The following is a 22,674-nucleotide window of genomic DNA, read 5'->3' as shown; positions in this document are numbered from 1 at the left end:
TAATAAAATATCAACACTAGAAGCAGTACAGAATTCTCACTCGGAGTGTACAAGACTTTTAAAATATCCCTCATGAACATAAGCATGGAAGGTTTGAACGGGGGATTGGGTAAAACAGAAAAACCCCAGAAAATCTTCTGGGGTTTGTTAGCGCATTATTGGTGCGGATTTGGAAGTTCAAAGATGGCTTGCTCGCCTTTGAATGCTTTTTCGCCGCTTTCAAGATAAAATGGACCAAATTCCATCGTAAATTTTTTATAGATGGAAAATTCATCTTTTCTGAATAAAAAGACATGATATTTCTCTCCAGCTTCTCCTGCAGCTATCTCACGCGGGTCTCGTGGCTCAGCTTGTGCAACGTTTAAATATCTTGCTCTGCTGTCATCCACATCAAGCATCGTACCTAAATTAGAAATATTAACTGCAGAATCAGACTGATTATCAATGTTCAATTTAACGGTTAGGGCAACAATTCCGCTGTCACCAAAATCAGTGAACATGGATGCATTCGCATCTGTCGGAACAACATCGGTGTATTGGACCCCTTCAAGTGTTACTGTTACGTCACCGATTTGCTTTGTCTCATTTATTCCTTCTTCTTCAAAGAGGATGGTCTTATCAGCCCAGTTATCTGTTGTGAGGCGATCCTGGTAAAGAGAAGGCTGATCAGCAACAGCAGAAGCCTGCTCACCAGCATAGACGAAATCATAGGCTGGTGAATTTTCAAGATTGCTGCCGGAGTAATCCTTATTATCAGCTATTCCACCCTCAATAATATATTTAGGAGTTACTGTTTTCATTTTTTCAAATTCTGCTTCTGTTAAAATAAACGTTATCAAACCCGTTACTTTTTCGCCAGCTTCATATAAGCTGATTTCATCTTGATTCTTTCTGAGCTTTTGAATCTGCTGGTCTTCAGGTATTAAATTTTTGCTTTCTGAATTTATATAATCTAACTCATTTTCGAGTTGGATTTTATGGAAGTTATTATAGTATAGATTTTTATCTGTTGTATTTTCGAGTGTCACTTCTGCCGAAACAACATACCCATTTACTTCATCATTAAAATAAGAAGCGTAATCCTGATTCATATCTGTGATTTTAGTCATTTCATATTGATTCACGGAAATGTTAAAGCCATCTAAACTATGGGTATACTGTGGTGATTCGTTTTTATAGATGCTTTCAATAGTGCCTTCCGTTTCTTCTAAGAGCGGATTTAAATATTCACTTGTCTGACTGCTTTCCTCTGTTTCTTCTTGTTCTGCTGGTTCAACTTCCTCTGTTTGTTCAGATTTTACTGTTTCCTCAGTTTCGTTTGCTGCTGATGTTTCCTCATTGCTGCCATTTCCACATGCAGCTAATAATAGTGCTGTTGATAACATAGAAACTGCCAAAATTTTTGTTTTCACTGTTTACACCTCGTTATGTAATTTTTTTCTGTTCATTATAAGGGAATTAATACACTTTTTTCAATTAAAATACATAAATAGTAAATTATTACTATGGTAATAAAAACATAATGATAATGAAAATAGGTATAAAGAAATAACATCTGTTAAATAGAGAATGATAGATAATAGGATCTTATGAAATAACTTTGCAGTCTTTATAACTTAAATAAGTTGTTTACAAGGCATAAGTTGATTTGTGATAAGTGTCACAAACTTTTCGGAAATGGTTGCTAAATCATCATTATTTTAGTTATATACTCAAACTGAAAAATAAAGATAGCGTTATCATTGGGAAATTGAAAAAGAGGGGGAGTAACTGATGAAATTAAGATATCCGTTATTCATATTTATGGTTCTTCTAATGCTCAGCGCGTGCGGCAATGAAAACGAGAATACTGCAGCTCCTGAAAAAGAGCAGCCTGAAACCGAAACAGCTGGTGTCGATGAAGAGTTAGAAAATGCAAAAGCGATGTTTGAGCCGTTAGGTGAAATGCCAGTACCTGCTGATAATGAAATGACAGATGAGAAGGTTGAATTAGGAAAAACACTTTATTTTGATCCTAGATTGTCTGGAAATAATAAATTGAGCTGTATGACATGTCATGCTCCAGGTGCAGGTTATGGAGATGGACTGGAAACATTTTTTGGATTTGAAGGCGCACAAGGGAGCAGAAATAGCCCCACTATTATCAATTCGGGCTATTATCCTGAATACTTTTGGGACGGCAGAGCAGGAAGTCTGGAAGAACAGGCACTCGGACCGATACAATCTGAAGTGGAAATGAATCAGGACATTGATGAACTTGTTATTGAACTTAATGGTGTGCCAACATATGTAGAACAATTTAACACTGTTTTTAATGATCCGATCAGTGCGAATAATATTGCGAAGGCAATCGCTGCATTTGAACGAACCATTGTCATCTCAGATACAGCCTTTGATCGCTATTTACAGGGTCAGGAGGATGCAATTAGTGCAGATGCACAAGAAGGTATGAAGCTTTTTGCCGGAAAAGCAAGCTGTATTACCTGCCATGCCGGCCCAATGCTCTCTGATTATAGCTATCATAATCTTGGAATGACAGGTGATGAAGGAAGATACGAGGTAACCAAAAACGAAGAAGATAAAGGGAAATTCCGTACAACGGGTTTAAGAGGTGTAGCTCATACGGCACCATTTATGCATGATGGCAGCTTTGCCACTTTAGAAGATGTGGTAAATTATTATAACGACGGCGGAGGAGATCATGTAAACAAAAGTGATCTGATCAATCCATTAGGCTTAACAGATAAAGAAGTACAGCAGCTTGTTGCTTTTATGGAAAGCTTAAGCGGTGAACTGCCTGAAGTTGAAACACCTGAGATACCTTAAATGTTATTACTGGGAAAGTCGGAATTTATTTTCCGGCTTTTTTAATTGGAGAGTTCTCTTTAAAGTAAGGGCCAATGAATATTTCTTAAAAGGTGTGTATGTCAGAGTTAGGGCGTGGGAGTAATCCCAAAAAACGTGTGGGTCAAAGTTTAGAGGAATAACTGCGGGCAAGTCATTCCCGGAAAGTGCGGTAGCCACAGATTTCAGGAATTACCCAAGGCGAGTTATTCCCGAAAAGAGGGGAAGGCACAAATTTCAGGAATTACCACGGGCGAGTCATTCCCGAAAAGCAGGGGAAGGCACAAATTTCAGGAATTACCACGGGCGAGTCATTCCCGAAAAGAGCGGAAGCCACAGATTTCAGGAATCCCCCAAGGCGAGTCATTCCCGAAAAGAGCGGACGCCACAGATTTCAGGAATCCCCCAAGGCGAGTCATTCCCGAAAAGCAGGGAAGGCACAGATTTCAGGAATTACCACGGGCGAGTCATTCCCGAAAAGCAGGGAAGCCACAGATTTCAGGAATCCCCCAAGGCGAGTCATTCCCGAAAAGAGCGGACGCCACAGATTTCAGGAATCCCTCAAGGCGAGTCATTCCCGAAAAGCAGGGAAGCCACAGATTTCAGGAATCCCCCAAGGCGAGTCATTCCCGAAAAGCAGGGAAGGCACAGATTTCAGGAATCCCCCAACGTGAGTCATTCCCGAAAAGAGCGGACGCCACAGATTTCAGGAATCCCCCAAGGCGAGTCATTCCCGAAAAGCAGGGAAGCCACAGATTTCAGGAATCCCCCAAGGCGAGTCATTCCCGAAAAGAAGGGAAGGCACAGATTTCAGGAATCCCCCAACGTGAGTCATTCCCGAAAAGAGCGGACGCCACAGATTTCAGGAATCCCCCAAGGCGAGTCATTCCCGAAAAGCAGGGAAGGCACAGATTTCAGGAATCCCCCAAGGCGAGTCATTCCCAAAAAGAACAAGAAGCACAGATTCCAGAAATATCTAAGACCAAAAAACCTCGTAAATATCCAATAAGAAAAATTCTCCCCGGCCACCGGTTTTCGGAAACCCTAGTTCATTTCCGAACAACGTGTATCGCTGCTTTTTTTCATAAAACATTGCCTGATCCAGATTTTTCTGATAATATATTCTTCTTCTCACGCGTTTTGCTATTCTTAAAAGCATTTGCACTTAAAGCTTAGGATGATTAGAATTCCCGGGCGAAGTGCTGTGTGCTTTTTCTTTCTCCATTGCGGCTGAAATTAATCTTTGGAGGTAAAAAGAATGTCTCTTCAGAACCACCCCGATTACGAAACAGAACTGCAGCGATTAGAATTTACTAAACGGTATATTGAAGCTGTTGTGAAAACAGCTGAATCCAGTAAGGAACAATTTCAGGAAAATATGAAAGAAGCCTTTTCGGATACCGATTGGCTTGAATCCAGTTTAAGCTATTCTTCCCTGTTAACCAATGCAAGGTTTTTTGAAATGTCTAAGGATGAGTTGAAGTCTTTAAAAAAAGCCAGAAGAACGCCTTATTTTGCGAGGATTGATTTTAACCGTGATGGTGGAGGAGAAAAGGAAGTTCTATATCTTGGCAAAACTTCTTTATATTCTCGGGAAAGCCAGGAGCAAATCATAGTGGATTGGCGCTCACCGATTGCAAACCTTTATTATGAGGGCAGACTTGGACCAGTCCAGTATGAATCCTATGAGGAGAGTTTTTCTGGTGATTTGTCGTTAAAGAGACAATTTATGATTGAAGACGGGTTCATGCAGGAAATACGTGATATTGACTTAACCACAACAGATGAATTATTGCAGGAGTCTTTAGCTAAAAGCTCAAGTAATCGCCTCACCGAAATTATTACCACGATCCAGGAAGAACAGAATAAAATTATCCGAGCTGATTTGAACAAGCCCATAATTGTTCAGGGAGGAGCGGGCAGCGGCAAAACGACGATTGCGCTGCACAGGATAAGTTATTTTATTTACCAATATAAAGAGAATTTTGCTCCGGAACAGCTGATGATCATTGCCCCAAGCGGATTGTTCCTGCATTACATATCTGAAGCTCTGCCAGAACTTGGAGTGGAAAGAATCCGCCAGACAACCTTTCAGGACTATGTCAAACTTTGTATTGATCTGAAAATGGAAATACAAAAGGACGATAAGCTGATCAGGATCATTGAAGATAAGGATTCACAGTCTTCAAAAGTAATTCAGCAGCTGTCCGCCCTTAAAGGATCGGATGTATTTCAAACTATTCTAACCAATTATTTAATAAAAATAAGCAAAACCTTTTATCCAGCTGAGGATTTCTATGTAGATAAATTTCGTTTATTCAGCCGTAAAAAGTTTATAAAGCTTTTTAGAGATGACTATCATTATTTGCCTCTTTACCGCAGGCTTGAAAAATTAAAGGGAATCCTGCAGAATGATGTGCGATTAAAGAAGAAAAATATGCTGGAAAAGATTCAAACCTACTATGATGTAAGGATTGAACGGGCTCTCTATCGCGGCGATGATCCGGAAAAAAGGCGACAGTATGTAATTGAAGCTATGGATAAAAAAGAAAAGAGAGTGGGTGAGATACAGTCTGCCATTAAAGGGGCAGTCAGAAACTATATGAAGCCTTTCCCTAAAAAAGATCTGCGTTCTTACTATCGCGAATTATTTCAGAATGCAAAAGAACTTCATTCACTTTCAGACGGAACCTTATCTATGGAGGAAGCAGAGCTGCTTTGTGACTACAATCAGCAGTTATTTAAGAAAAATGAGTATGAACGGGAGGACTTAGCACTCCTATTATTTTTACAGGTTCATTTATATGGTCTTGAAAAAGAACACCGAGCCAAAAACATAGTGATTGACGAAGCTCAGGATTACAGCTTTATGGAGCTTTTATCCTTAAAAAAAGCGGCAGATACAGATATGTTTACATTAGTTGGAGATCTGGCTCAAGGCATTCATTCTTATCGAGGTCTTTCTTCATGGGAAACGGTGATTGAACATATTTTTCCCCGTGCAACCTATACGGAATTGCAAAAAAGCTATCGAACGACTGTAGAGATTATGGAAGAAGCCAATACCCTTCTCGAAAAACTCCCGGTTTCTTTTCCGAAGGTAGTTCCTGTTGTCAGGCACGGAGAGGCACCAGCTTTTTATCGACGAAAAGAAGGCAAGTTTTTTATAAAGCAGCTTGAAGAAAAATTGCAGGAACTGAAGAATGAGCATTTTAAAACCTTTGCGATTATTGGCAAAACCAGGACAGATTGTGATCAGCTATATCAGCTTTTCAAGGACTTTTCTAATGAACGTGTAAAATTGCTGCAGGAACAAGAAGAAATACCAAAGGACGAGGCAGTTATTGTTCCTTCATATTTAGTTAAAGGATTGGAGTTTGATGCAGTCATTGTTTTTTCTCTGGATGAAGTGTACTCAGATGCCTCCCCGCTGGATATTAAGCTTTTATATGTAGCCATGACACGTCCGCTGCATCGCTTATATTTTTATGGATTACATTCATCTGATTTTTTGCTTGAAGAGGTTTAGGACAAATTTTTGGCCGGGAATATCCTAACTAACTGGCTAACGCCGTTCAAATAAACGAGCGATTGCAAAGAGCAATCGCTTTTTGTTTTTGTGAGGGAATATTTAAGCAACCAACAATAAAACGTTTTCATCTAGGTCCTTTTCAATCACTATTTTATTAATATGTTTCAGTTTTTGAATGCGGGGTATTTAACTTGTACAAGCAGAAAAAACCACATGTGGAAAAGGAAAACTTTCTGCTAGTTGTATAAGTTACACTATATAACAAAAACTATTCAAAACGAACAAGGAGGAATTATAATGTTAAGCTTTCTTTGGGCATTAATTATAGGTGGTATTATTGGTTGGGTTGCCGGCCTAATTACAGGAAGAGACGTACCAGGCGGAGTTATTGGTAATATTATTGCCGGATTCATCGGGGCATGGCTTGGATCATTAATCTTAGGAGATTGGGGTCCAGTTGTTGCAGACTTTGCCATCTTACCAGCTCTAATTGGTGCAATTGTACTTGTGCTAGTTGTTAGCTTTGCAATGAGAGCATTTAGAAAATCTACTGACTAATATTTACATGCAGATTGAAATAGAAAAGCCTTCCTAATAATGGGAGGCTTTTCTGTGTTTATTGATCTTTCATATAGGCACAAAATTCCTTTGGCGGCGGGCAGGTTACATCAACCTTTTCGAGTGTAAAAGGATGTGTAAAGGTTAGTCTCGCTGCATGCAGGGCTTGTCTTGAAAATATCGGTTTGCCTCCATAAAGAGTGTCTCCGGCCAAAGGGTGTTTCATATGACTAAGATGTACACGAATTTGATGAGTTCTTCCTGTATCCAGCTGACATTGAATAAACGTAAGTTTTTCTTTTTCAAAAAATTGAAGTGCTGAAAAATGGGTGATGGCATCCTGACCTTTGGGTGAAACCCGTCTTCTTGTTGGATGATGCCTGTCTCGTCCAATAGGCTCGTGAATAGTTCCGCTCAATTTCTTGAGATGACCATGGACTAGAGCTGAATAGGTTCGTTTGATTTTTCTTTCTTCAAGCAGCTTATCGGCAATGACTCCTGCCAATGAATGTTTGGCAAAAAGAATGCATCCGGACGTATCCTGATCAAGGCGATGTATATGTCTTACATTTCTCTGAACTCCTTGAGAAAGAACATGAAATGCTGCTGCGTTAGCAAGTGTATTTTTTTGTCCTGGTTCATTTGGGTGCGTATCTCTTCCAGCAGGCTTATTAAAAATAATAAAATGTTCATCCTCAAACAGAACTTCAATTGGCATATATTCTGGGAGCACTTCAGATGCCTCTTCTCCAAATACTTTCATCATCAGCAGATCGCCTGTTTGTAATGGTTTTTCCCATTGAGCTATTTCTCCATTCATTAATACATGCTTTTCCATCCGCATAAAATGAATTTGTTTTTTCGAAGCTTTCCAAATATTTCTGAATAGATGGTCCACTGAGACTTGATTCCATTGTTCTGGAATGGTAATTTCATACCATTCTCCTTTTACCTTGGTTGTTACCATAATTTACTCCTAACTTTGGAAGATAAAATCAGGTTCTTCCACCATATAATGAATTATATCCCATGATTTCGTAAGGGTATAACTAGATATTTCCAAAAATCTGAGTTTAGCTTTAATGGAATAGATAATTGCTAATATTTTACTTATGCGTGGGTATAATTACCACCCTGTTACCAGCTTAGAATATGCTATTCTTATTATATATTACGAAATTATTACAGGTGTTTAAAGGTGGTTTTTTTCGGTGAAGGTTGTATTTGCATCTACTCCAGATCAGGAACAGCGTATTGCCCGGCTCATTCAGAAATTTTACGCAGATATTTTTCCGAAATATTTTACTGATGAGGAGATTAAAGAATTTGAATCATTGAAGGTGCTGCACACATCCACCCGCCATTTTGAATATTTTGGCACGCTGAGGGAGGCGTATCAAGTCATATGCGGGCTGGAAACGATTTACTCTATATTGGAAATGGCAGAAATTCATGAAAAGTATGAGGATATGTTTAGTAGAAACGTTGAAATCCTGGAAAGATTTGAACTTTCCTTCCCCTTCCATTTTAGCCAATTCAGCCATGAAAAAGAAGCTAACACAGATACACGATTTAGTGTATATACAAAAGCGGCAAATGAATGGCTTGTTTAACCTGCAATGCTAAAAAAATCCTGCTGAAGCACTCATCAGCAGGATTTTTTATGCTTAAAGTTACATTGAATTCTCGTTAAACCAATCCTCAAAAACAGCTTCTTCTCTTAAACCAGTAATTCTTGCAGCTTCTTCGCCATCTTTGAATTGGATAATCGTAGGTGTTTCAGAGATATTAAAGTCATCCCAGCCTTGTTCAAATTCAAGCAGATTATATTGAACAAGATCAATCCCCATATCGTCTGTTAAAGGAGCCACAATCGGAGTGGTTTGCTGGCAATACTGACAGGTTGGGCTATAAAAATATACTGTTGCATCTTCGCCATTCTCCAATTTATCCCCAAGTGCTTCGGGCAGGATGATATTTTGATAATTAGGATCGTCAAGCTGAGCTAATGTTTCCGGCTCAAGTGTATCTTTCTGATAGACATTATCTTCTGGTGCTTTATTCTGCATATACGTTAATACGCCAACTCCACCGAATAAAACCAGCATAATGGCTAGAAAAATAATGATTTTTTTCATTTTTAATTTTCCTCCTTCGATTGTTTCCAAATCAAAAAGCTGCATACAAAAATGATCATAAAAGCAATAAGAGCTAAAAACGGAATTGTTATAAATCCGAACCAATTTATATATTGGCCTGTGCATGGCACTCGTCCGCATGAAGGGGCGGCATCCTGTAAAAAGGGCAGCTTCTGCAGAGCGTAATGATAAAGAGAAATACAACCGCCAATCGCTGATAAAATCATGGAATATAAAGCTATTTTATAATCCTTTTTTACAACAGCGATTCCTAAAATGACCGTGAATGGATACATGACGATCCGCTGATACCAGCAAAGCTCACAAGGCTCATACTGTCTGATTTCTGAGAAATACAGACTGCCAAACATGGCAATAATAGATGCTGCCCAGGCAATAAAGAGGGTGTTCTCCCTTTTGTCTTTAACAGACTTGTTCATACTTGTCTCCTTTTTGACCGGCTGTCTTGATTCATTTTTTACATAATTGAAGAATGATTAAATGAGCCGCAAGATGCAAAAACAGCCTTAAATTTGGTGATAAAACCTGGTTAAAATTCCTTGCTGTAAAAATTATAAGGTCCACCTGTTTTAAAGTAAACGAAACTGTCTCGATTAAAAGATAATTTTCCAATTCAATTATAGATTTTTTATGAAATTCATATGCTAGAAATAGAAATAATAGAAAATGATGTTAGATTGCTGAGAAAAGAGGGTATAGGAAATAATTGATTATACATAGAACAGATGTTTAGCAAAGAAGAAAATCAATTGTGTATATAAAAATAGGGAGTGTTATGTTTGAGTGAGCTTGATTTAAGTCGATTTGAGAAAAAGATGATTATTCGAAATATGCAAAGAAATGATATACCGGAGATTATCAGTCTTCAGGGAAAATGTTTTCCGGGAATGGACCCGTGGAAAGAGGAACACTTGGAAAGTCATTTGAGCATCTTTCCGGAAGGGCAGTTTGTGGCAGAATACGATGGTGAAATTATCGGTTCATGTTCGAGTCTTATCATCAATTTTGATGAATATGATGACCGGCATACATGGGCAGATGTGACGGATAATGGCTATATTACCAATCACAACCCAGATGGCTATAATCTATATGGAATTGAAGTCATGGTGCATCCCGCTTATCGCCGAATGAAGATTGGGCATCGGTTATATGAAGAACGAAAAGAATTAGTTCGGGCCCTGAATTTAAAAAGCATAATCATTGGCGGCAGAATCCCCAACTATCATAAACATGCTGACCAAATGAGCCCGAGGGAATATGTGAATGAGGTCTCTTTGCATATTATTTATGATCCAGTCCTTTCGTTTCAGCTTCTAAATGGGTTTTCGCTGATGCGGATTAACCCTAATTATCTGCCTGATGATATGCAGTCCAATAAATATGCTACCTTAATGGAATGGAATAACGTTGATTATCGCCCTACATCAAAACGTTTTTACAAAACAAGTTATCCTGTACGCATCTGTGTTGTTCAATATATGATGCGTCAAATAAATTCATTTGAAGACTTTGCGAATCAGGTGGAGTATTTTACTGATGTTGCTTCTGATGCTGAATCCGATTTTGCTGTATTCCCTGAAATTTTCACGACACAGCTGCTGTCCTTTTTAGATGAGAAAACGCCTAGCCTTGCGATCAGAAAATTAACAGAGTTTACCGAGGACTATATTCAGCTCTTCACGGATTTAGCCGTCCGTTACAATATTAATATTATCGGCGGCTCTCATTTTGTAAAAGAAGATGACGATAAGATCTACAATATTGCGTATTTATTCCGCCGGGATGGAACCATTGAAAAGCAATATAAAATTCATATTACACCGAATGAAAGAAAATGGTGGGGAATTAGCGAGGGCGACGAAGTAGAAGTCTTTAATACAGACTGCGGGAAGATCGCTATACAAATCTGCTATGATATTGAATTCCCAGAGCTTGCCCGTATTGCCACAGATAAAGGAGCAAATATCATCTTTACACCATTCTGTACTGACAATCGGGAAGGGTATTTACGAGTACGCTATTGTGCACAGGCACGTGCCATCGAAAATCAAATCTATACCGTAATTTCTGGTACTGTCGGCAATTTGCCTCAAGCTGATAATATGGATATCCAGTATGCGCAATCCGGTATATTTTCTCCATCTGACGTGGAATTTGCCAGAGACGGAATTATTGGTGAAGCCAACGCAAATATCGAAATGGTTCAGATTGGTGATGTAGACCTGGAAGTTTTAAGAAGACAGCGTCAGGACGGTACGGTCCTTCACTTAAAAGATCGCCGTCATGATGTTTACAGAATTGAATATAAAAAGTAAAATTAAAACAGAAATGCATGTTTAATCCTTTTGGTTCTGTCATGAATTGTCACAAATTCAGGGACAGATTCAAAAGGATTTCTGTTTGTTTTAGCGAATGTAATAAGCATACATATGGATTTTTTTTAGGAGGCTGATGGTGAATGACATGGAAAGAGAAAGCTGAACGCTGGAGTCAATTTGAGCAAGTACAGGAAGATTTAAAGCTTGAACTCCAAAATTTAAAACAAGATGAAAAGCTTTTAGAAGATGCCTTCTATAAGGAATTAGAATTCGGAACGGGTGGCATGCGCGGTGTTATTGGGCCTGGCACAAACCGCATGAATATCTATACCGTTCGCAAGGCTTCAGCAGGATTGGCTGCATACATAGAAGAACAAGGATTAGAAGCCAAGCATCGCGGAGTAGCAATTGCTTACGATTCCAGACATATGTCGCCTGAATTTGCGATGGAGGCTGCGAAAACATTGGCAACCCGCGGAATCCAGACCTATGTTTTTGATGGGCTAAGACCAACTCCAGAGCTGTCTTTTGCAGTCAGATATTTGCATGCGTTTGCAGGTATTGTTATAACAGCTAGTCATAATCCGCCTGAATATAATGGCTATAAAGTTTACGGACCAGACGGTGCACAGCTTGGTCTTGCAGCAGCAGATGAGGTCATCGGCAAGGTTAATGAAATTGAAAATGAACTTACGATTGAAGTAAATGATGAAAATGAGTTAAAAGAACAAGGACTCATTACCATGATCGGTGAAAATATTGATCGGGCCTACAATCAGAAGCTTATGACGATTTCCGAGCATCCGCATCTGGGAGAGGATTCTGATATAAAGATTGTCTTTACGCCGCTTCATGGCACTGCGAATAAACCTGTTCGCAATGGTCTCCAATCTCTTCACTATAAACATATTTATACGGTTAAGGAACAGGAACTGCCTGATCCTAATTTTTCAACTGTAGCTAGTCCAAACCCTGAGGAAAGGTCTGCATTTCTCCTTGCCATTGAGGAAGGGAAACGCGTGAATGGTGATATATTAATTGCCACGGATCCAGACGCTGACCGTATCGGTGTTGCGGTGAAGGTGCAGGATGGAGAATATACGCTATTAAGCGGAAATCAAACTGGTGCGTTATTGCTGCACTATGTACTGACGCAGAAAAAGGCGAAAGGAACGCTTCCAGACAATGGCATCATGATGAAAACAATCGTTACTTCAGAGCTTGGAAGCAAGGTAGCAGCCTCCTTTGGAGTGAAATCAGAAGATGTGCTGACAGGCTTTAAATTCATTGCCGAAAAAATAAATGAATATGAAGGTACATATAAATTCTTGTTTGGATATGAAGAAAGCTATGGTTATTTAATTGGTGATTTTGCGCGGGATAAAGACGCTGTGCAGGCAGCACTGCTAGCTGTAGAAGCAGCAGCCTTTTATAAGAAGGAAGGCAAATCACTTTATGATGTTCTTATAGAAATATACGAGACACATGGATACTACATGGAAGGACTTGAGTCTTTAACTTTAAAAGGAAAAGAAGGTGCTGAAACCATTCAGCAAATTTTATCATCATTCCGTTCTGAGCCTTTAACAGAATTAGAAACTATAAAGGTAAATGCAGTTGAGGATTATTTAACAGGCATTCGTACAGAATTGGATGGAGCAGAAAATCAAATATCGCTGCCAAAATCAAATGTTATCAAATACTTTTTTGAAGATGGCACATGGATTTGTCTTCGTCCATCCGGAACCGAACCAAAGATTAAGTTCTACTTTGGCATCACGGCAGACTCCTTTGAAGCCAGCAGTGAGAAATTAGACAAGATAAAAGAGTCATTTATGAAGAATGTTGAAAATAAATTGCAGGTATTAGCAAAATAATTGGGTGTCCAATAGTCATCATTTGACTATTGGACGCTTTTTTGTTTTTTTTTCAGCCCCATTTTTGCAGCAATCTACGACTTTTGATGTATAAAATTCCTCCTAATTTCGAACGCAAGCGGTACAGAAACGTTTTATAATGGAATTAGCTATAACAGGGGGAGTTATGATGAAAGAGAAAAGAGATCATGAATTACAAACCTTAAAGGAGATTGCTGAGCTTTTAAACACTGGCACTGATGTAGATTCTCTTCTCAAAAATGTTCTCGAAAGGCTGCTTCATATTACTGAGCTCGAGACAGGATGGATTTTTTTAATTGATGAGGATGGAAATCATGAGCTGGCTGCAGCTGTGAATCTGCCAAGGGCGCTGGCGCGAAACAACACTGCCCGAATGTGTTCAGGAGACTGCTGGTGTCTTAATAAATATAAAAATGGCCATCTGTGTGAGGCTACAAATATTATGGGCTGCAAACGAATTGAAAAAATACTGGCTGAAAAAGTGGAGCATACAAACGGGCTTACACATCATGCATCTGTACCGCTTCGTGCCGGAAACGAACGGTTTGGCATTCTAAATGTAGGAACACCTGAAAAAACGACTTTTAATGACGGTGAGCTTGCACTGTTAGAGTCGGTTGCATTTCAAATTGGAACAGCATTGAAGAGAATACATCTTACACGGCTTGAGCAGGAAGCTGCACTATCAGCTGAGCGTAATCGTCTTGCCCGCGATCTTCATGATTCTGTTAATCAATTGCTGTTTTCCTTGAGTTTAACAGCAAGAGGAGGAGCAGAGATCGCAGAAAACACAGAAACAAAAGAAACATTTACATATATTCAAGATTTAGCACAGGAAGCCTTACAAGAAATGAGAGCTCTGATCTGGCAGCTAAAACCGCATGGACTTGAAAATGGCTTAATCTCTGCTCTAACGACCTATAGTGAAATGATTGGCATAAGGCTTCATACTACAGTGCAAGGTCTTATATGTTTGTCAGAACAGATGGAAGCAGCATTATGGAGAATCGGCCAGGAAGCACTGGCAAATAGCAAGAAGCACTCTGGAGAGAGTGATGTTTATTTAGTATGTGAAGTAGATTCAGAAAGTATCTTTTTTCAGATAAGAGATGAAGGTACAGGATTTCATTACGATCAAAAAGCATTGATTCCATCACTTGGCTTAAAAAGCATGAAAGAGCGTGCTGAACAGATGCAAGGTTCCTTCCAGCTGAAAAGCTCACCAGGTGATGGAACAGACATTATCATTACATTGCCCTTGTCATAAGGAGTTGAAAAAATGGCCATTCGGTTATTAATTGCAGACGATCACCATATTGTCAGACGCGGTCTGGCGTTCTTCTTAAAAACACAAAAAAACATTGAAATCATCGGAGAAGCTTCAAACGGACAAGAAGCAGTTTCGATGGCCGAGGCTTTTCAGCCAGATGTTATTTTAATGGACCTTGATATGCCTGTCATGAATGGCATTGAGGCTACGAGGGAAATTACTAAGAGATCATTGCCCTCTAAAATCATGATCCTTACGAGCTTTTCTGATCAAGACCATGTAATCCCTGCCATTGAAGCAGGCGCAGCTGGATATCAGTTAAAAGATGTTCAGCCAGATGTGCTGGTGCAAGCCATTGAAAAGCTTGTAAAGGGAGAAAATGAAATTCATCCAAAAGCAACTGCACATTTGCTTAAACAGCTTAGCCAGCGTCAATCAGAGCAGAATGAATTAAATGTCCTTACCAAAAGAGAAAAGGATGTATTGCGGGAAATTGCTGCAGGCAAAAGCAATAAAGAAATCGCAGCAGCTCTTTTTATTACAGAAAAAACAGTCAAAACACATGTCTCCAACCTCCTATCTAAGCTTCAGGTAACAGACCGCACACAAGCAGCACTGCTGGCGGTGCGGCTTGGAATACATAAGTATTAACGCAAGAAAAACACGAGCAGCAACGCTCGTGTTTTTTTGGTGGAATTCGCCTATATAGAATGTGCTTCTGTATGTTCAAGAATATGTTCCGCAGACAATTCATTGGCATGGTCAATATATCTCAGTAAAGAATATAAGTTTCTTTCTACTACTGTGTAGTCTTTTTCAAAATTATAAGCATGCAGGAAATGCTCAATTTTTTTTGAAAGAAACTGATCGTGTGTACGAACCATTAATATTAACAAGTTATCCCATTCAGAACGATGGGTGTAATACAAGGCGCGGTCATAATCAACTTTATTCATCATCTTGCCTCCTCTTTCAGGAGTTGATAATAGTGTATGTCAACTTAATGTTTTATTTCTCAGTAAATGTTGGTCATCCATGTTTACAGGGCTTTTCAACTTTTACCTGTATAAGCTTTTTGTTTTTGCGGAAGGTAAAAATGAAATGAAAGAGGAAGGATTTTTTCATGAAACGAATTGTGCTAATACTATTTGCTTTATTCTTTTTAACGGGAGGCATAGCGGCAAAAGTTGCTATTATTAATCCTTATGTTCCATATCATTACGATATTTTGAAACAAGATTTGAAAAAGATGAAAAAGCAATACCGTTTTATCAAGGTTAAGAAGTTCGGCAAATCATCATTTGGGCGGAATCTTTATGCTGTAAGACTAGGCGAAGGAAAACATAATATTCTTATTGTTGGTTCCCATCATGGGCGTGAATGGCTGACAACAAGCTTAACAATGAAAATGATGGAGGATTATGCCTATGCCTATCAGCAGAAAAAAGGGATTGGAGGATATTCATACAGCCTCTTAGACGAGGTCTCTATCTGGTTTATTCCTATGCTGAATCCTGATGGAGTCGTCCTGCAGCAGGAAGGAATAGATGCTTTTCCAAAAGGTTTTCATGCAAGACTGCTTGAAATGAATGATGGCCGTTCTGATTTTACAAGCTGGAAAGCGAATGGAATTGGAATTGATTTGAATAGGCAATATCCTTCAGGCTGGGATGAATTGCAGACGGGATCTGAAAAGCCTTCCTGGCAATTTTATAAAGGAGAGCATCCAATTGAAGCTGCGGAAGTAAAAGCGCTTGTTCGTTTTGTGAATAAAATAAATCCAGAGCTTGCAGTGGCATACCATTCTTCCGGGCAGGAAATTTTCTGGGATTATCATAATGATGCTCATTCTGCAAGAGATCGGGCTATTGCAAATGAAGTAGCAGAATTAACAGGATACCCATTATCTGAGCCCTCCGCTGAAGCTGTAGGAGGTGGCTTTAAAGACTGGTTTATAACAGAATTCCGCAAACCAGCCATGACCATTGAGATATGCAGGCTGGTCGAAGATCGTGCTCCGCCCATAAGCGAGCTCTATGAGGAATGGGAAAGGAATCAGCATGTCGGCATCCTCCTGGCAAATGAAGCGAGAAAAATGATCGAAAAGGAAAATCGTTGACATAAAAAATACATTTTTTGAAAAAATAAAGGCAATGACAAACATATGGAGGTACGCATGAAACGATTATCCGTCCTGTTATTAGCACTTTTTTTCATAATAAATGCAGCTCTTCCTGTCCATGCGGAAGAAAAGCCGGATTATGAAAAATACGGAAGAATTGCAACAGTTGTTGTGAAAGAGGATTATCCTGGCGAGGCAGTAGTAGAGTATAAATACGGCGGCCGCAGAAAATTGACGGAAGAAGAAGTAATGGACACTTTTGTCTTCATTGTAAAAGAGAACGGTAAAGACAAAACCATTCTAGTTAAAGTCACTCATTTGCTTAGTGATAATAAGTCGTTAAGCCTGACCGTTGAAGAACAGAAATAGGGATTGTTTGTTTCCAGCGAATGTTTTTTCAATGTAATTCTGCTGAGATTGCATGAAAGGGCATTCGTTTTTCTATATTTGTAAACCGCCTCACCAGCAGCCTTGCTTGGTGTTTTTTTTTGGTCTTTTTAATGCAATAAGAAATGGATTTTAAAAAATGTTTCTGCTAGTCTAAAGATATGAAGAGATGGCGGGGAGGCAGACCTGGTGGCGAAAGAGAAAATACTCGTTGTTGAAGACGAAGTGAAAATTGCGCGCTTGCTTGAATTGGAACTGGGATTTGAAGGATATGAAGTGACCAAGGTGTTTGATGGTTTAGATGGATTGGAAAAATTCAGAACAGAAAACTGGGATTTAATCCTGCTAGATGTGATGCTGCCGGGACTAAGCGGAATTGAACTGCTGCGCAGAATCAGAGCAGGGAATAAATCTACACCTGTGCTCCTTCTTACGGCCAAAAGTTCGGTGGAGGATAAAGTTTCTGGACTTGATTTAGGTGCAAATGATTATATTACAAAGCCTTTTCAAATTGAAGAACTGCTTGCAAGAGTCCGGGTTGCACTGCGCAACAAACAGAGTGAACAAAATGAAGAACAAATAGATACTTTAGAAATAGAAAATTTGAAAATCGATGAAAAGACAAGAGAAGTGATTAGAGGGGATGTACAAATTGAATTAACACCGCGGGAATTTGATCTTTTATCATTCCTGCTTCGCAATAAGAGACAGGTGCTGTCCAGAGATCAAATATTAGAGGCTGTATGGGGCTACGATTTCATGGGTGATACAAATGTGGTTGATGTGTATATTCGCTATGTCCGCAAAAAAATTGAACCAGCAGGAGAGCCCTCCCTTATTCATACGATCCGGGGAGTAGGCTACGTCATAAAGGAGCCAAAATGAAGCTTCGAAATAAAATCAACTTGTACACATCTGTATTATTTGCCTTCCTTATTATTGTCATGAATGCTGCTCTTTTCTTTCTGTTTTCAAAAATGATTGTAGACAGTGAACTGGATACTGCAAGGGATGAGTTAGAAAACCTGGCGCAGGAGATTGACCAATCCCTAGGACAAATACCTCCAGCAGATCTGCTTAGGGCATATGCTCCTTTAGATGGGGTTATTCAAATAGTGCAAGATGTTAATGGTGATTTGAAAAGCACGATAGGCTCAAATTCAGAAGAAAACCGGAAATTATTAGACGAGATGGATGAACAATTTTATCAGTCAGAACAAACGGAAGAATTGGTTCTTGGCAATCAGCATTATGCCTTTTCGTCTATTCCCATTATTTTACCGGATGGAGAAGTTGCCAATCTGCAGACGGTCAAAAGCATTCAATCAGCCATTAATATCCTGCAGCTGTTTCGGATTGTTCTTGTCATTGTGACATTGCTGACACTTGTTCCTGTGTTAATATCAAGCAGAATCTTGAGCAGTTTTATCATGAATCCAATCATTTCAATGATTGAGACGATGAAGGAAATCAGGGAGAGCGGACAGTTTAAACAGCTTAAGCTAGAGGGGAAATCGAAGGACGAACTTCATATAATGGGAGATACGTTTAATCACATGATTACTTTATTGGAAAATAATTATGAAAAGCAAAAACAGTTTGTTTCCAATGCTTCCCATGAATTCAAAACCCCTTTAACCGTTATTGAAAGTTATGCGAGTTTATTAAAACGAAGAGGCTTACAAGATCCGGCTTTATTCGAGGAATCTGTTGAAGCGATTCATTCTGAAGCCATAAGAATGAGAGAAATGACTGAACAGCTGTTATTGCTGGCAAAGCACCATGAACAATGGAATATTGAATGGAACGACATTCAGCTGAGACCTTTTTTGCTTCAAACTGCTAAGGCGTTTGAGCAAGCCTATAACCGAAAAATCTCATTTAATTGTGACGAGACTTCCATTGTGCGTACAGATGAGCAAAAGCTCAAACAGCTGCTGTTTATCTTTCTGGATAATGCGAGGAAATATAGTGATGATGACATCATTCTTTCATGTGAAAAAAAGAACCAGAAAGTACTTATCCATATTCAGGATTTTGGTTCAGGCATCGGTGAAAAGGATTTGCCGCGGGTATTTGAACGATTTTATCGGGTGGATGAAGCAAGAACAAGGCAAAATGGCGGTACTGGTCTCGGACTTTCACTGGCAAAGGAAATGGCAGATGTAATGGGCATCCAGCTGGAGCTTAAAAGTGAAAAAGGGGCTGGTACCACGGTCACTTTAATGTTTAATTAAGGAAATTCTCATCCATTTCTCATTTTTCTGTTTCATAATGTGGAGAGAAGGATGGAGGGGGAAATAGATGAAAAACAAATGGATATGGATCCTAACTGTATTGGTTTTGGCTGGTTTTATCGCAGGTTTTTTTCTATTTAATCAGGAAAAAGCAATGACAATGGAAGAAGCCAAAACACTTATTGCGAATCGTTATACAGGCGAGGTAATCAATATTGAAGAAATGGACGGAGAGTTTATTGCCGAGATGAATCGCGATACCGGAAACTATCAGGTTGCCATTGATGCCTTCAATGGAGAAACAAGATCCCTCGAAAAAACAGGAACGAACGAGAACACAGATACTCCTGAAAAAAGCGATGAACCAGTTGAAAAGGAAATCTTAACACAACAGCAGATTAAAGATCAGCTTAAAGCAGCAGGTCATAAGGTGACTTCTGTTAAAAGCAGCACATCAAATGAGAATAAACTGTATGTGGCTGAAGTGGAAAAGGGAGATCAAAAAAGCCAGCTTGAAATAGATGCTGTAACAGGCGAAATTCTTAAGACAACTCCTTTAGAAGAGACGACTACAAAAATTTTAACAGAAGAGCAAGCGAAAGAAATTGCCCTGCAAACGGTTAATGGCTCTATTGATGACGTTGATTTTGAATCCATCAATGACCAGCCCTACTACCTAGTGGAAATTGAGACAGAAGATGATCAAGAAGCCGTCGTCCAAATCAACGCGATCACAGGCAAATACACTATATCATGGGAAGAAGATTAAAGATTGGCCAGGGGAATGGGATTCCCTTGGTTTTTTTGATTCTGCTTCGAGTGGAGGAGGGGTGTATCAATGGCTTTAACGATCCATCTTGATAAATTTCATGGACTTCGGTCTGGCAGATAACTCCGAAAAATAACGGGCGACTATCCATCTTATCAAACTCCTCTTGAATTAAATTCAGCAGATAAAAAAGCAAATTCATTAATTTTGTGCCTCTTTTTAGATATAAAACCTGCTAAAATCGCTATCCGCCAGCATTTTTACTCCTAAATGAGTAAATTTCATTTCTTTCTCATCATTTTCTAATGTTATTCTACCGTTTCTTTAAGATAAGAAGACTATATTGATATTGTAGAAAACAAATTGAAGGAGGAAACAAAATGAAAAAGAAAATTTGGATTGGTGCACTTGCAGGGTTAGTTGTATTAGGAGGAGCAGCTGCAGCTGGCGCAACACAAAAATCAGCTGAGGAGCAGGCAACAAAAGAAATGATTACTTTGGAGAAGGCGAAGGAGCTGGCCTTAAAAGAACAGCCAGGTGTAATTGAAAGCATTGAACTGGAAAGCAATTTAAAAGGACGCTACTATGACGTTGATATTGATAACAATGATGACCGCATGGATTATGACGTGGATATTGATGCATATACTGGCGAAGTTTTATCTGTTAGAGAAGATCGTGATGATGACGATGATTTCGATGATCAGGATGATGATCATGTACAAAACAGTCAAGCAAACTCTTCAGCATCAGGTCAAAGCACACAAACTGCTGATCAAAAGATCTTATCTGAAAAAGACGCCATTGCCATTGCAGAAAAAGAAACTAACGGCAAAGTAAAGGAAATGGACTTGGATAGCGATGATGGCACAATGAAGTATGAATTCGAGTTGCGCACAAAAAATGGCGAAGCAGAAATTGAATTAGACGCAGTAACAGGCGAAGTATTGGAACTGGAATTTGATAACGATAATGACTAATTTCCGGCAGGCTGTTAAACAGCCTGTTTTTTTATGCAGTAATGAATTTAAGAGACATCTATAAAAATATGAGCATGAATCATCATTCCCCGTCCCTGCTCATAGATTAGGATAAGGACTTAAAGGGGGAGTGGCAAATGCAAGTGGAGGATGCGAAAGCACTCGAATATGCGATACATGAGATTACGGAAATTGCCAGCGGGTTTGGTCTCGACTTTTATCCGATGCGTTATGAAATTTGTCCGGCAGATATTATTTATACATTTGGAGCCTATGGAATGCCAACTCGTTTCTCACACTGGAGCTTTGGCAAGCAATTCTTTAAAATGAAGCTTCAATATGATCTTGGACTTTCAAAAATATATGAACTTGTAATCAATTCCGATCCATGTTATGCCTTTTTGCTTGATTCAAATTCACTTATACAAAATAAGCTCATCGTCGCGCACGTCTTGGCGCACTGTGACTTCTTCAAAAACAATGTTCGCTTCCAGAATACAAAGCGCGATATGGTTGAAAGTATGGCAGCAACAGCTGAAAGGATTCGCTTATATGAAGTTGAACATGGCAGAAAAGAGGTTGAGACATTTTTAGATGCGGTTCTTGCCATTGAGGAGCATATTGATCCTTCCTTAATGCGGCCAAGGTTTGCGTGGAGCACAGAAGAAAGTGAATTTGAAAGCTCTGATAGCATAGCGGCTTCTCCATATGATGATCTATGGGGTTTAGATGATCGCGGGCCAAAGCAGGAAAAAATAAAGAAAAAACGCAAATTTCCGCCTCGTCCTGAGAAGGATTTAATGCTTTTTATTGAAAGCTATAGCCGTGAATTGACAGATTGGCAGCGCGATATTTTAACCATGATGCGCGAGGAAATGCTGTATTTCTGGCCGCAGCTTGAAACGAAAATTATGAACGAAGGCTGGGCTTCCTATTGGCATCAGCGGATTTTAAGAGAACTTGATTTAACAAGCTCAGAAGCAATTGAATTTGCAAAATTAAATGCTGGTGTTGTGCAGCCATCCAGAACGGGCATCAACCCTTATTATCTAGGCTTAAAAGTGTTTGAGGATATCGAAGAGCGCTACAATCATCCTACTGAGGAAATGAAGCGGCGTGGAGTTCAGCCAGGTTCAGGTCGGGAAAAGATGTTTGAGGTGCGTGAAATTGAATCCGATATTTCCTTTTTACGCAATTATCTAACAAAAGACCTTGTCATGAGAGAGGATATGTATTTATTCCAAAAGCAGGGCAAGGATTACAAAGTAGTTGATAAACAATGGGAGAACGTGCGTGATCAGCTGGTTGGCATGAGAGTAAATGGAGGCTTTCCTTATCTAACGGTAACGGATGGCGATTATCTGAAAAATGGCGAGCTGTATATAAAGCATTGGTATGAAGGCATTGAACTTGATCTGAAATATTTGGAAAAAGTACTTCCATATATCCATCAGCTATGGGGGAGAAATGTCCACATGGAGAGCATGGTGGAAGGCAAGGAAATGGTATTTTCTTATGATGGAAAGTCTATCCACCGCAAGTACCTATAAAGGCATCTCTATAGAATTGAAAAGCCGCAAAATTGCATGGAATTCCG

Annotated in this window: 20 protein-coding genes; 15 read left to right on the top strand and 5 right to left on the bottom strand. The window is 39.3% G+C overall.

Annotation, left to right across the window (positions count from 1 at the left end; all coding sequences use genetic code 11):
• Positions 1-155 precede the first annotated feature (155 nt).
• Complete coding sequence (locus tag A6754_RS16230) at positions 156-1,412, bottom strand: DUF5068 domain-containing protein (RefSeq protein WP_257298252.1); 1,257 nt, start codon at positions 1,410-1,412, stop codon at positions 156-158.
• 361 nt (positions 1,413-1,773) lie between these two features.
• On the opposite strand from A6754_RS16230, the gene A6754_RS16225 reads away from it, so the two are divergent.
• The 3 genes from A6754_RS16225 (at position 1,774) to A6754_RS16215 (ending at position 6,934) form a co-directional block, all read left to right on the top strand.
• The gene (locus A6754_RS16225) at positions 1,774-2,826 is read left to right on the top strand and encodes a cytochrome-c peroxidase (protein WP_156495810.1); all 1,053 of its coding nucleotides are present in this window, start codon (positions 1,774-1,776) and stop codon (positions 2,824-2,826) included.
• Positions 2,827-4,102: 1,276 nt separating this feature from the next.
• Positions 4,103-6,373, top strand: a complete 2,271-nt coding sequence (locus A6754_RS16220) for a HelD family protein (RefSeq protein ID WP_066448074.1) — start codon at positions 4,103-4,105, stop codon at positions 6,371-6,373.
• Between the two features lie 300 nt (positions 6,374-6,673).
• Positions 6,674-6,934 carry a GlsB/YeaQ/YmgE family stress response membrane protein gene (locus A6754_RS16215; RefSeq protein ID WP_066448072.1) on the top strand — a complete coding sequence of 87 codons (261 nt, stop codon included), beginning with the start codon at positions 6,674-6,676 and terminating at the stop codon, positions 6,932-6,934.
• Positions 6,935-6,992: 58 nt separating this feature from the next.
• On the opposite strand, the gene A6754_RS16210 is transcribed toward A6754_RS16215, so the two are convergent.
• Positions 6,993-7,901, bottom strand: a complete 909-nt coding sequence (locus A6754_RS16210; protein WP_066448070.1) for an RluA family pseudouridine synthase — start codon at positions 7,899-7,901, stop codon at positions 6,993-6,995.
• Between the two features lie 244 nt (positions 7,902-8,145).
• Here A6754_RS16210 and A6754_RS16205 point away from each other — a divergent pair, with 244 nt between their 5' ends.
• Entirely contained in the window at positions 8,146-8,547 is a 402-nt protein-coding gene (locus A6754_RS16205) for a YhcU family protein (RefSeq protein WP_066448067.1), read from the top strand.
• Between the two features lie 60 nt (positions 8,548-8,607).
• Here the strand turns inward: A6754_RS16205 and A6754_RS16200 are convergent, their stop codons facing one another.
• The gene (locus tag A6754_RS16200; RefSeq protein ID WP_066448064.1) at positions 8,608-9,072 is read right to left on the bottom strand and encodes a thioredoxin family protein; all 465 of its coding nucleotides are present in this window, start codon (positions 9,070-9,072) and stop codon (positions 8,608-8,610) included.
• A gap of 2 nt (positions 9,073-9,074) precedes the next feature.
• A complete protein-coding gene (locus A6754_RS16195; protein ID WP_066448062.1) occupies positions 9,075-9,512 on the bottom strand; it encodes a disulfide formation protein C in 438 nt (145 codons plus the stop codon).
• Positions 9,513-9,872: 360 nt separating this feature from the next.
• Here A6754_RS16195 and A6754_RS16190 point away from each other — a divergent pair, with 360 nt between their 5' ends.
• From A6754_RS16190 to A6754_RS16175, 4 genes are all read left to right on the top strand, one after another.
• The gene (locus tag A6754_RS16190) at positions 9,873-11,411 is read left to right on the top strand and encodes a carbon-nitrogen hydrolase family protein (protein ID WP_066448059.1); all 1,539 of its coding nucleotides are present in this window, start codon (positions 9,873-9,875) and stop codon (positions 11,409-11,411) included.
• Positions 11,412-11,554: 143 nt separating this feature from the next.
• The gene (locus tag A6754_RS16185; RefSeq protein WP_066448056.1) at positions 11,555-13,291 is read left to right on the top strand and encodes a phospho-sugar mutase; all 1,737 of its coding nucleotides are present in this window, start codon (positions 11,555-11,557) and stop codon (positions 13,289-13,291) included.
• A 166-nt stretch (positions 13,292-13,457) separates the two neighbouring features.
• A complete protein-coding gene (locus A6754_RS16180; protein WP_066448046.1) occupies positions 13,458-14,579 on the top strand; it encodes a GAF domain-containing sensor histidine kinase in 1,122 nt (373 codons plus the stop codon).
• Between the two features lie 12 nt (positions 14,580-14,591).
• Complete coding sequence (locus tag A6754_RS16175; protein ID WP_066448044.1) at positions 14,592-15,233, top strand: response regulator; 642 nt, start codon at positions 14,592-14,594, stop codon at positions 15,231-15,233.
• A gap of 50 nt (positions 15,234-15,283) precedes the next feature.
• On the opposite strand, the gene A6754_RS16170 is transcribed toward A6754_RS16175, so the two are convergent.
• Positions 15,284-15,538 carry a YhdB family protein gene (locus tag A6754_RS16170; protein ID WP_066448038.1) on the bottom strand — a complete coding sequence of 85 codons (255 nt, stop codon included), beginning with the start codon at positions 15,536-15,538 and terminating at the stop codon, positions 15,284-15,286.
• A 167-nt stretch (positions 15,539-15,705) separates the two neighbouring features.
• Here A6754_RS16170 and A6754_RS16165 point away from each other — a divergent pair, with 167 nt between their 5' ends.
• The 7 genes from A6754_RS16165 to A6754_RS16135 all read left to right on the top strand — a co-directional run bounded on the left by A6754_RS16165 (position 15,706) and on the right by A6754_RS16135 (position 22,627).
• A complete protein-coding gene (locus tag A6754_RS16165; RefSeq protein WP_066448035.1) occupies positions 15,706-16,701 on the top strand; it encodes a M14 family metallopeptidase in 996 nt (331 codons plus the stop codon).
• Between the two features lie 57 nt (positions 16,702-16,758).
• Complete coding sequence (locus tag A6754_RS16160) at positions 16,759-17,073, top strand: DUF3889 domain-containing protein (protein WP_066448025.1); 315 nt, start codon at positions 16,759-16,761, stop codon at positions 17,071-17,073.
• A gap of 207 nt (positions 17,074-17,280) precedes the next feature.
• A complete protein-coding gene (locus tag A6754_RS16155; RefSeq protein ID WP_066448023.1) occupies positions 17,281-17,976 on the top strand; it encodes a response regulator transcription factor in 696 nt (231 codons plus the stop codon).
• Positions 17,973-19,328, top strand: coding sequence for a sensor histidine kinase (locus tag A6754_RS16150; RefSeq protein ID WP_066448021.1), 1,356 nt, complete (start codon positions 17,973-17,975; stop codon positions 19,326-19,328). Before A6754_RS16155 ends, A6754_RS16150 begins: the two co-directional genes overlap by 4 nt.
• A 67-nt stretch (positions 19,329-19,395) precedes the next feature.
• Complete coding sequence (locus A6754_RS16145; protein ID WP_066448019.1) at positions 19,396-20,097, top strand: PepSY domain-containing protein; 702 nt, start codon at positions 19,396-19,398, stop codon at positions 20,095-20,097.
• 380 nt (positions 20,098-20,477) lie between these two features.
• Entirely contained in the window at positions 20,478-21,077 is a 600-nt protein-coding gene (locus tag A6754_RS16140) for a PepSY domain-containing protein (RefSeq protein WP_066448016.1), read from the top strand.
• A gap of 137 nt (positions 21,078-21,214) precedes the next feature.
• Positions 21,215-22,627 carry a SpoVR family protein gene (locus tag A6754_RS16135; protein WP_066448013.1) on the top strand — a complete coding sequence of 471 codons (1,413 nt, stop codon included), beginning with the start codon at positions 21,215-21,217 and terminating at the stop codon, positions 22,625-22,627.
• The last annotated feature ends 47 nt before the right edge of the window (positions 22,628-22,674 follow it).

Origin of the sequence: Cytobacillus gottheilii (assembly GCF_001636345.1) — a bacterium.
GTDB classification, from domain to species: domain Bacteria; phylum Bacillota; class Bacilli; order Bacillales; family Cytobacillaceae; genus Cytobacillus; species Cytobacillus gottheilii.
Note: the sequence above shows the minus strand (reverse complement) of the source record. Positions and strands in the feature narration are given on the sequence as shown.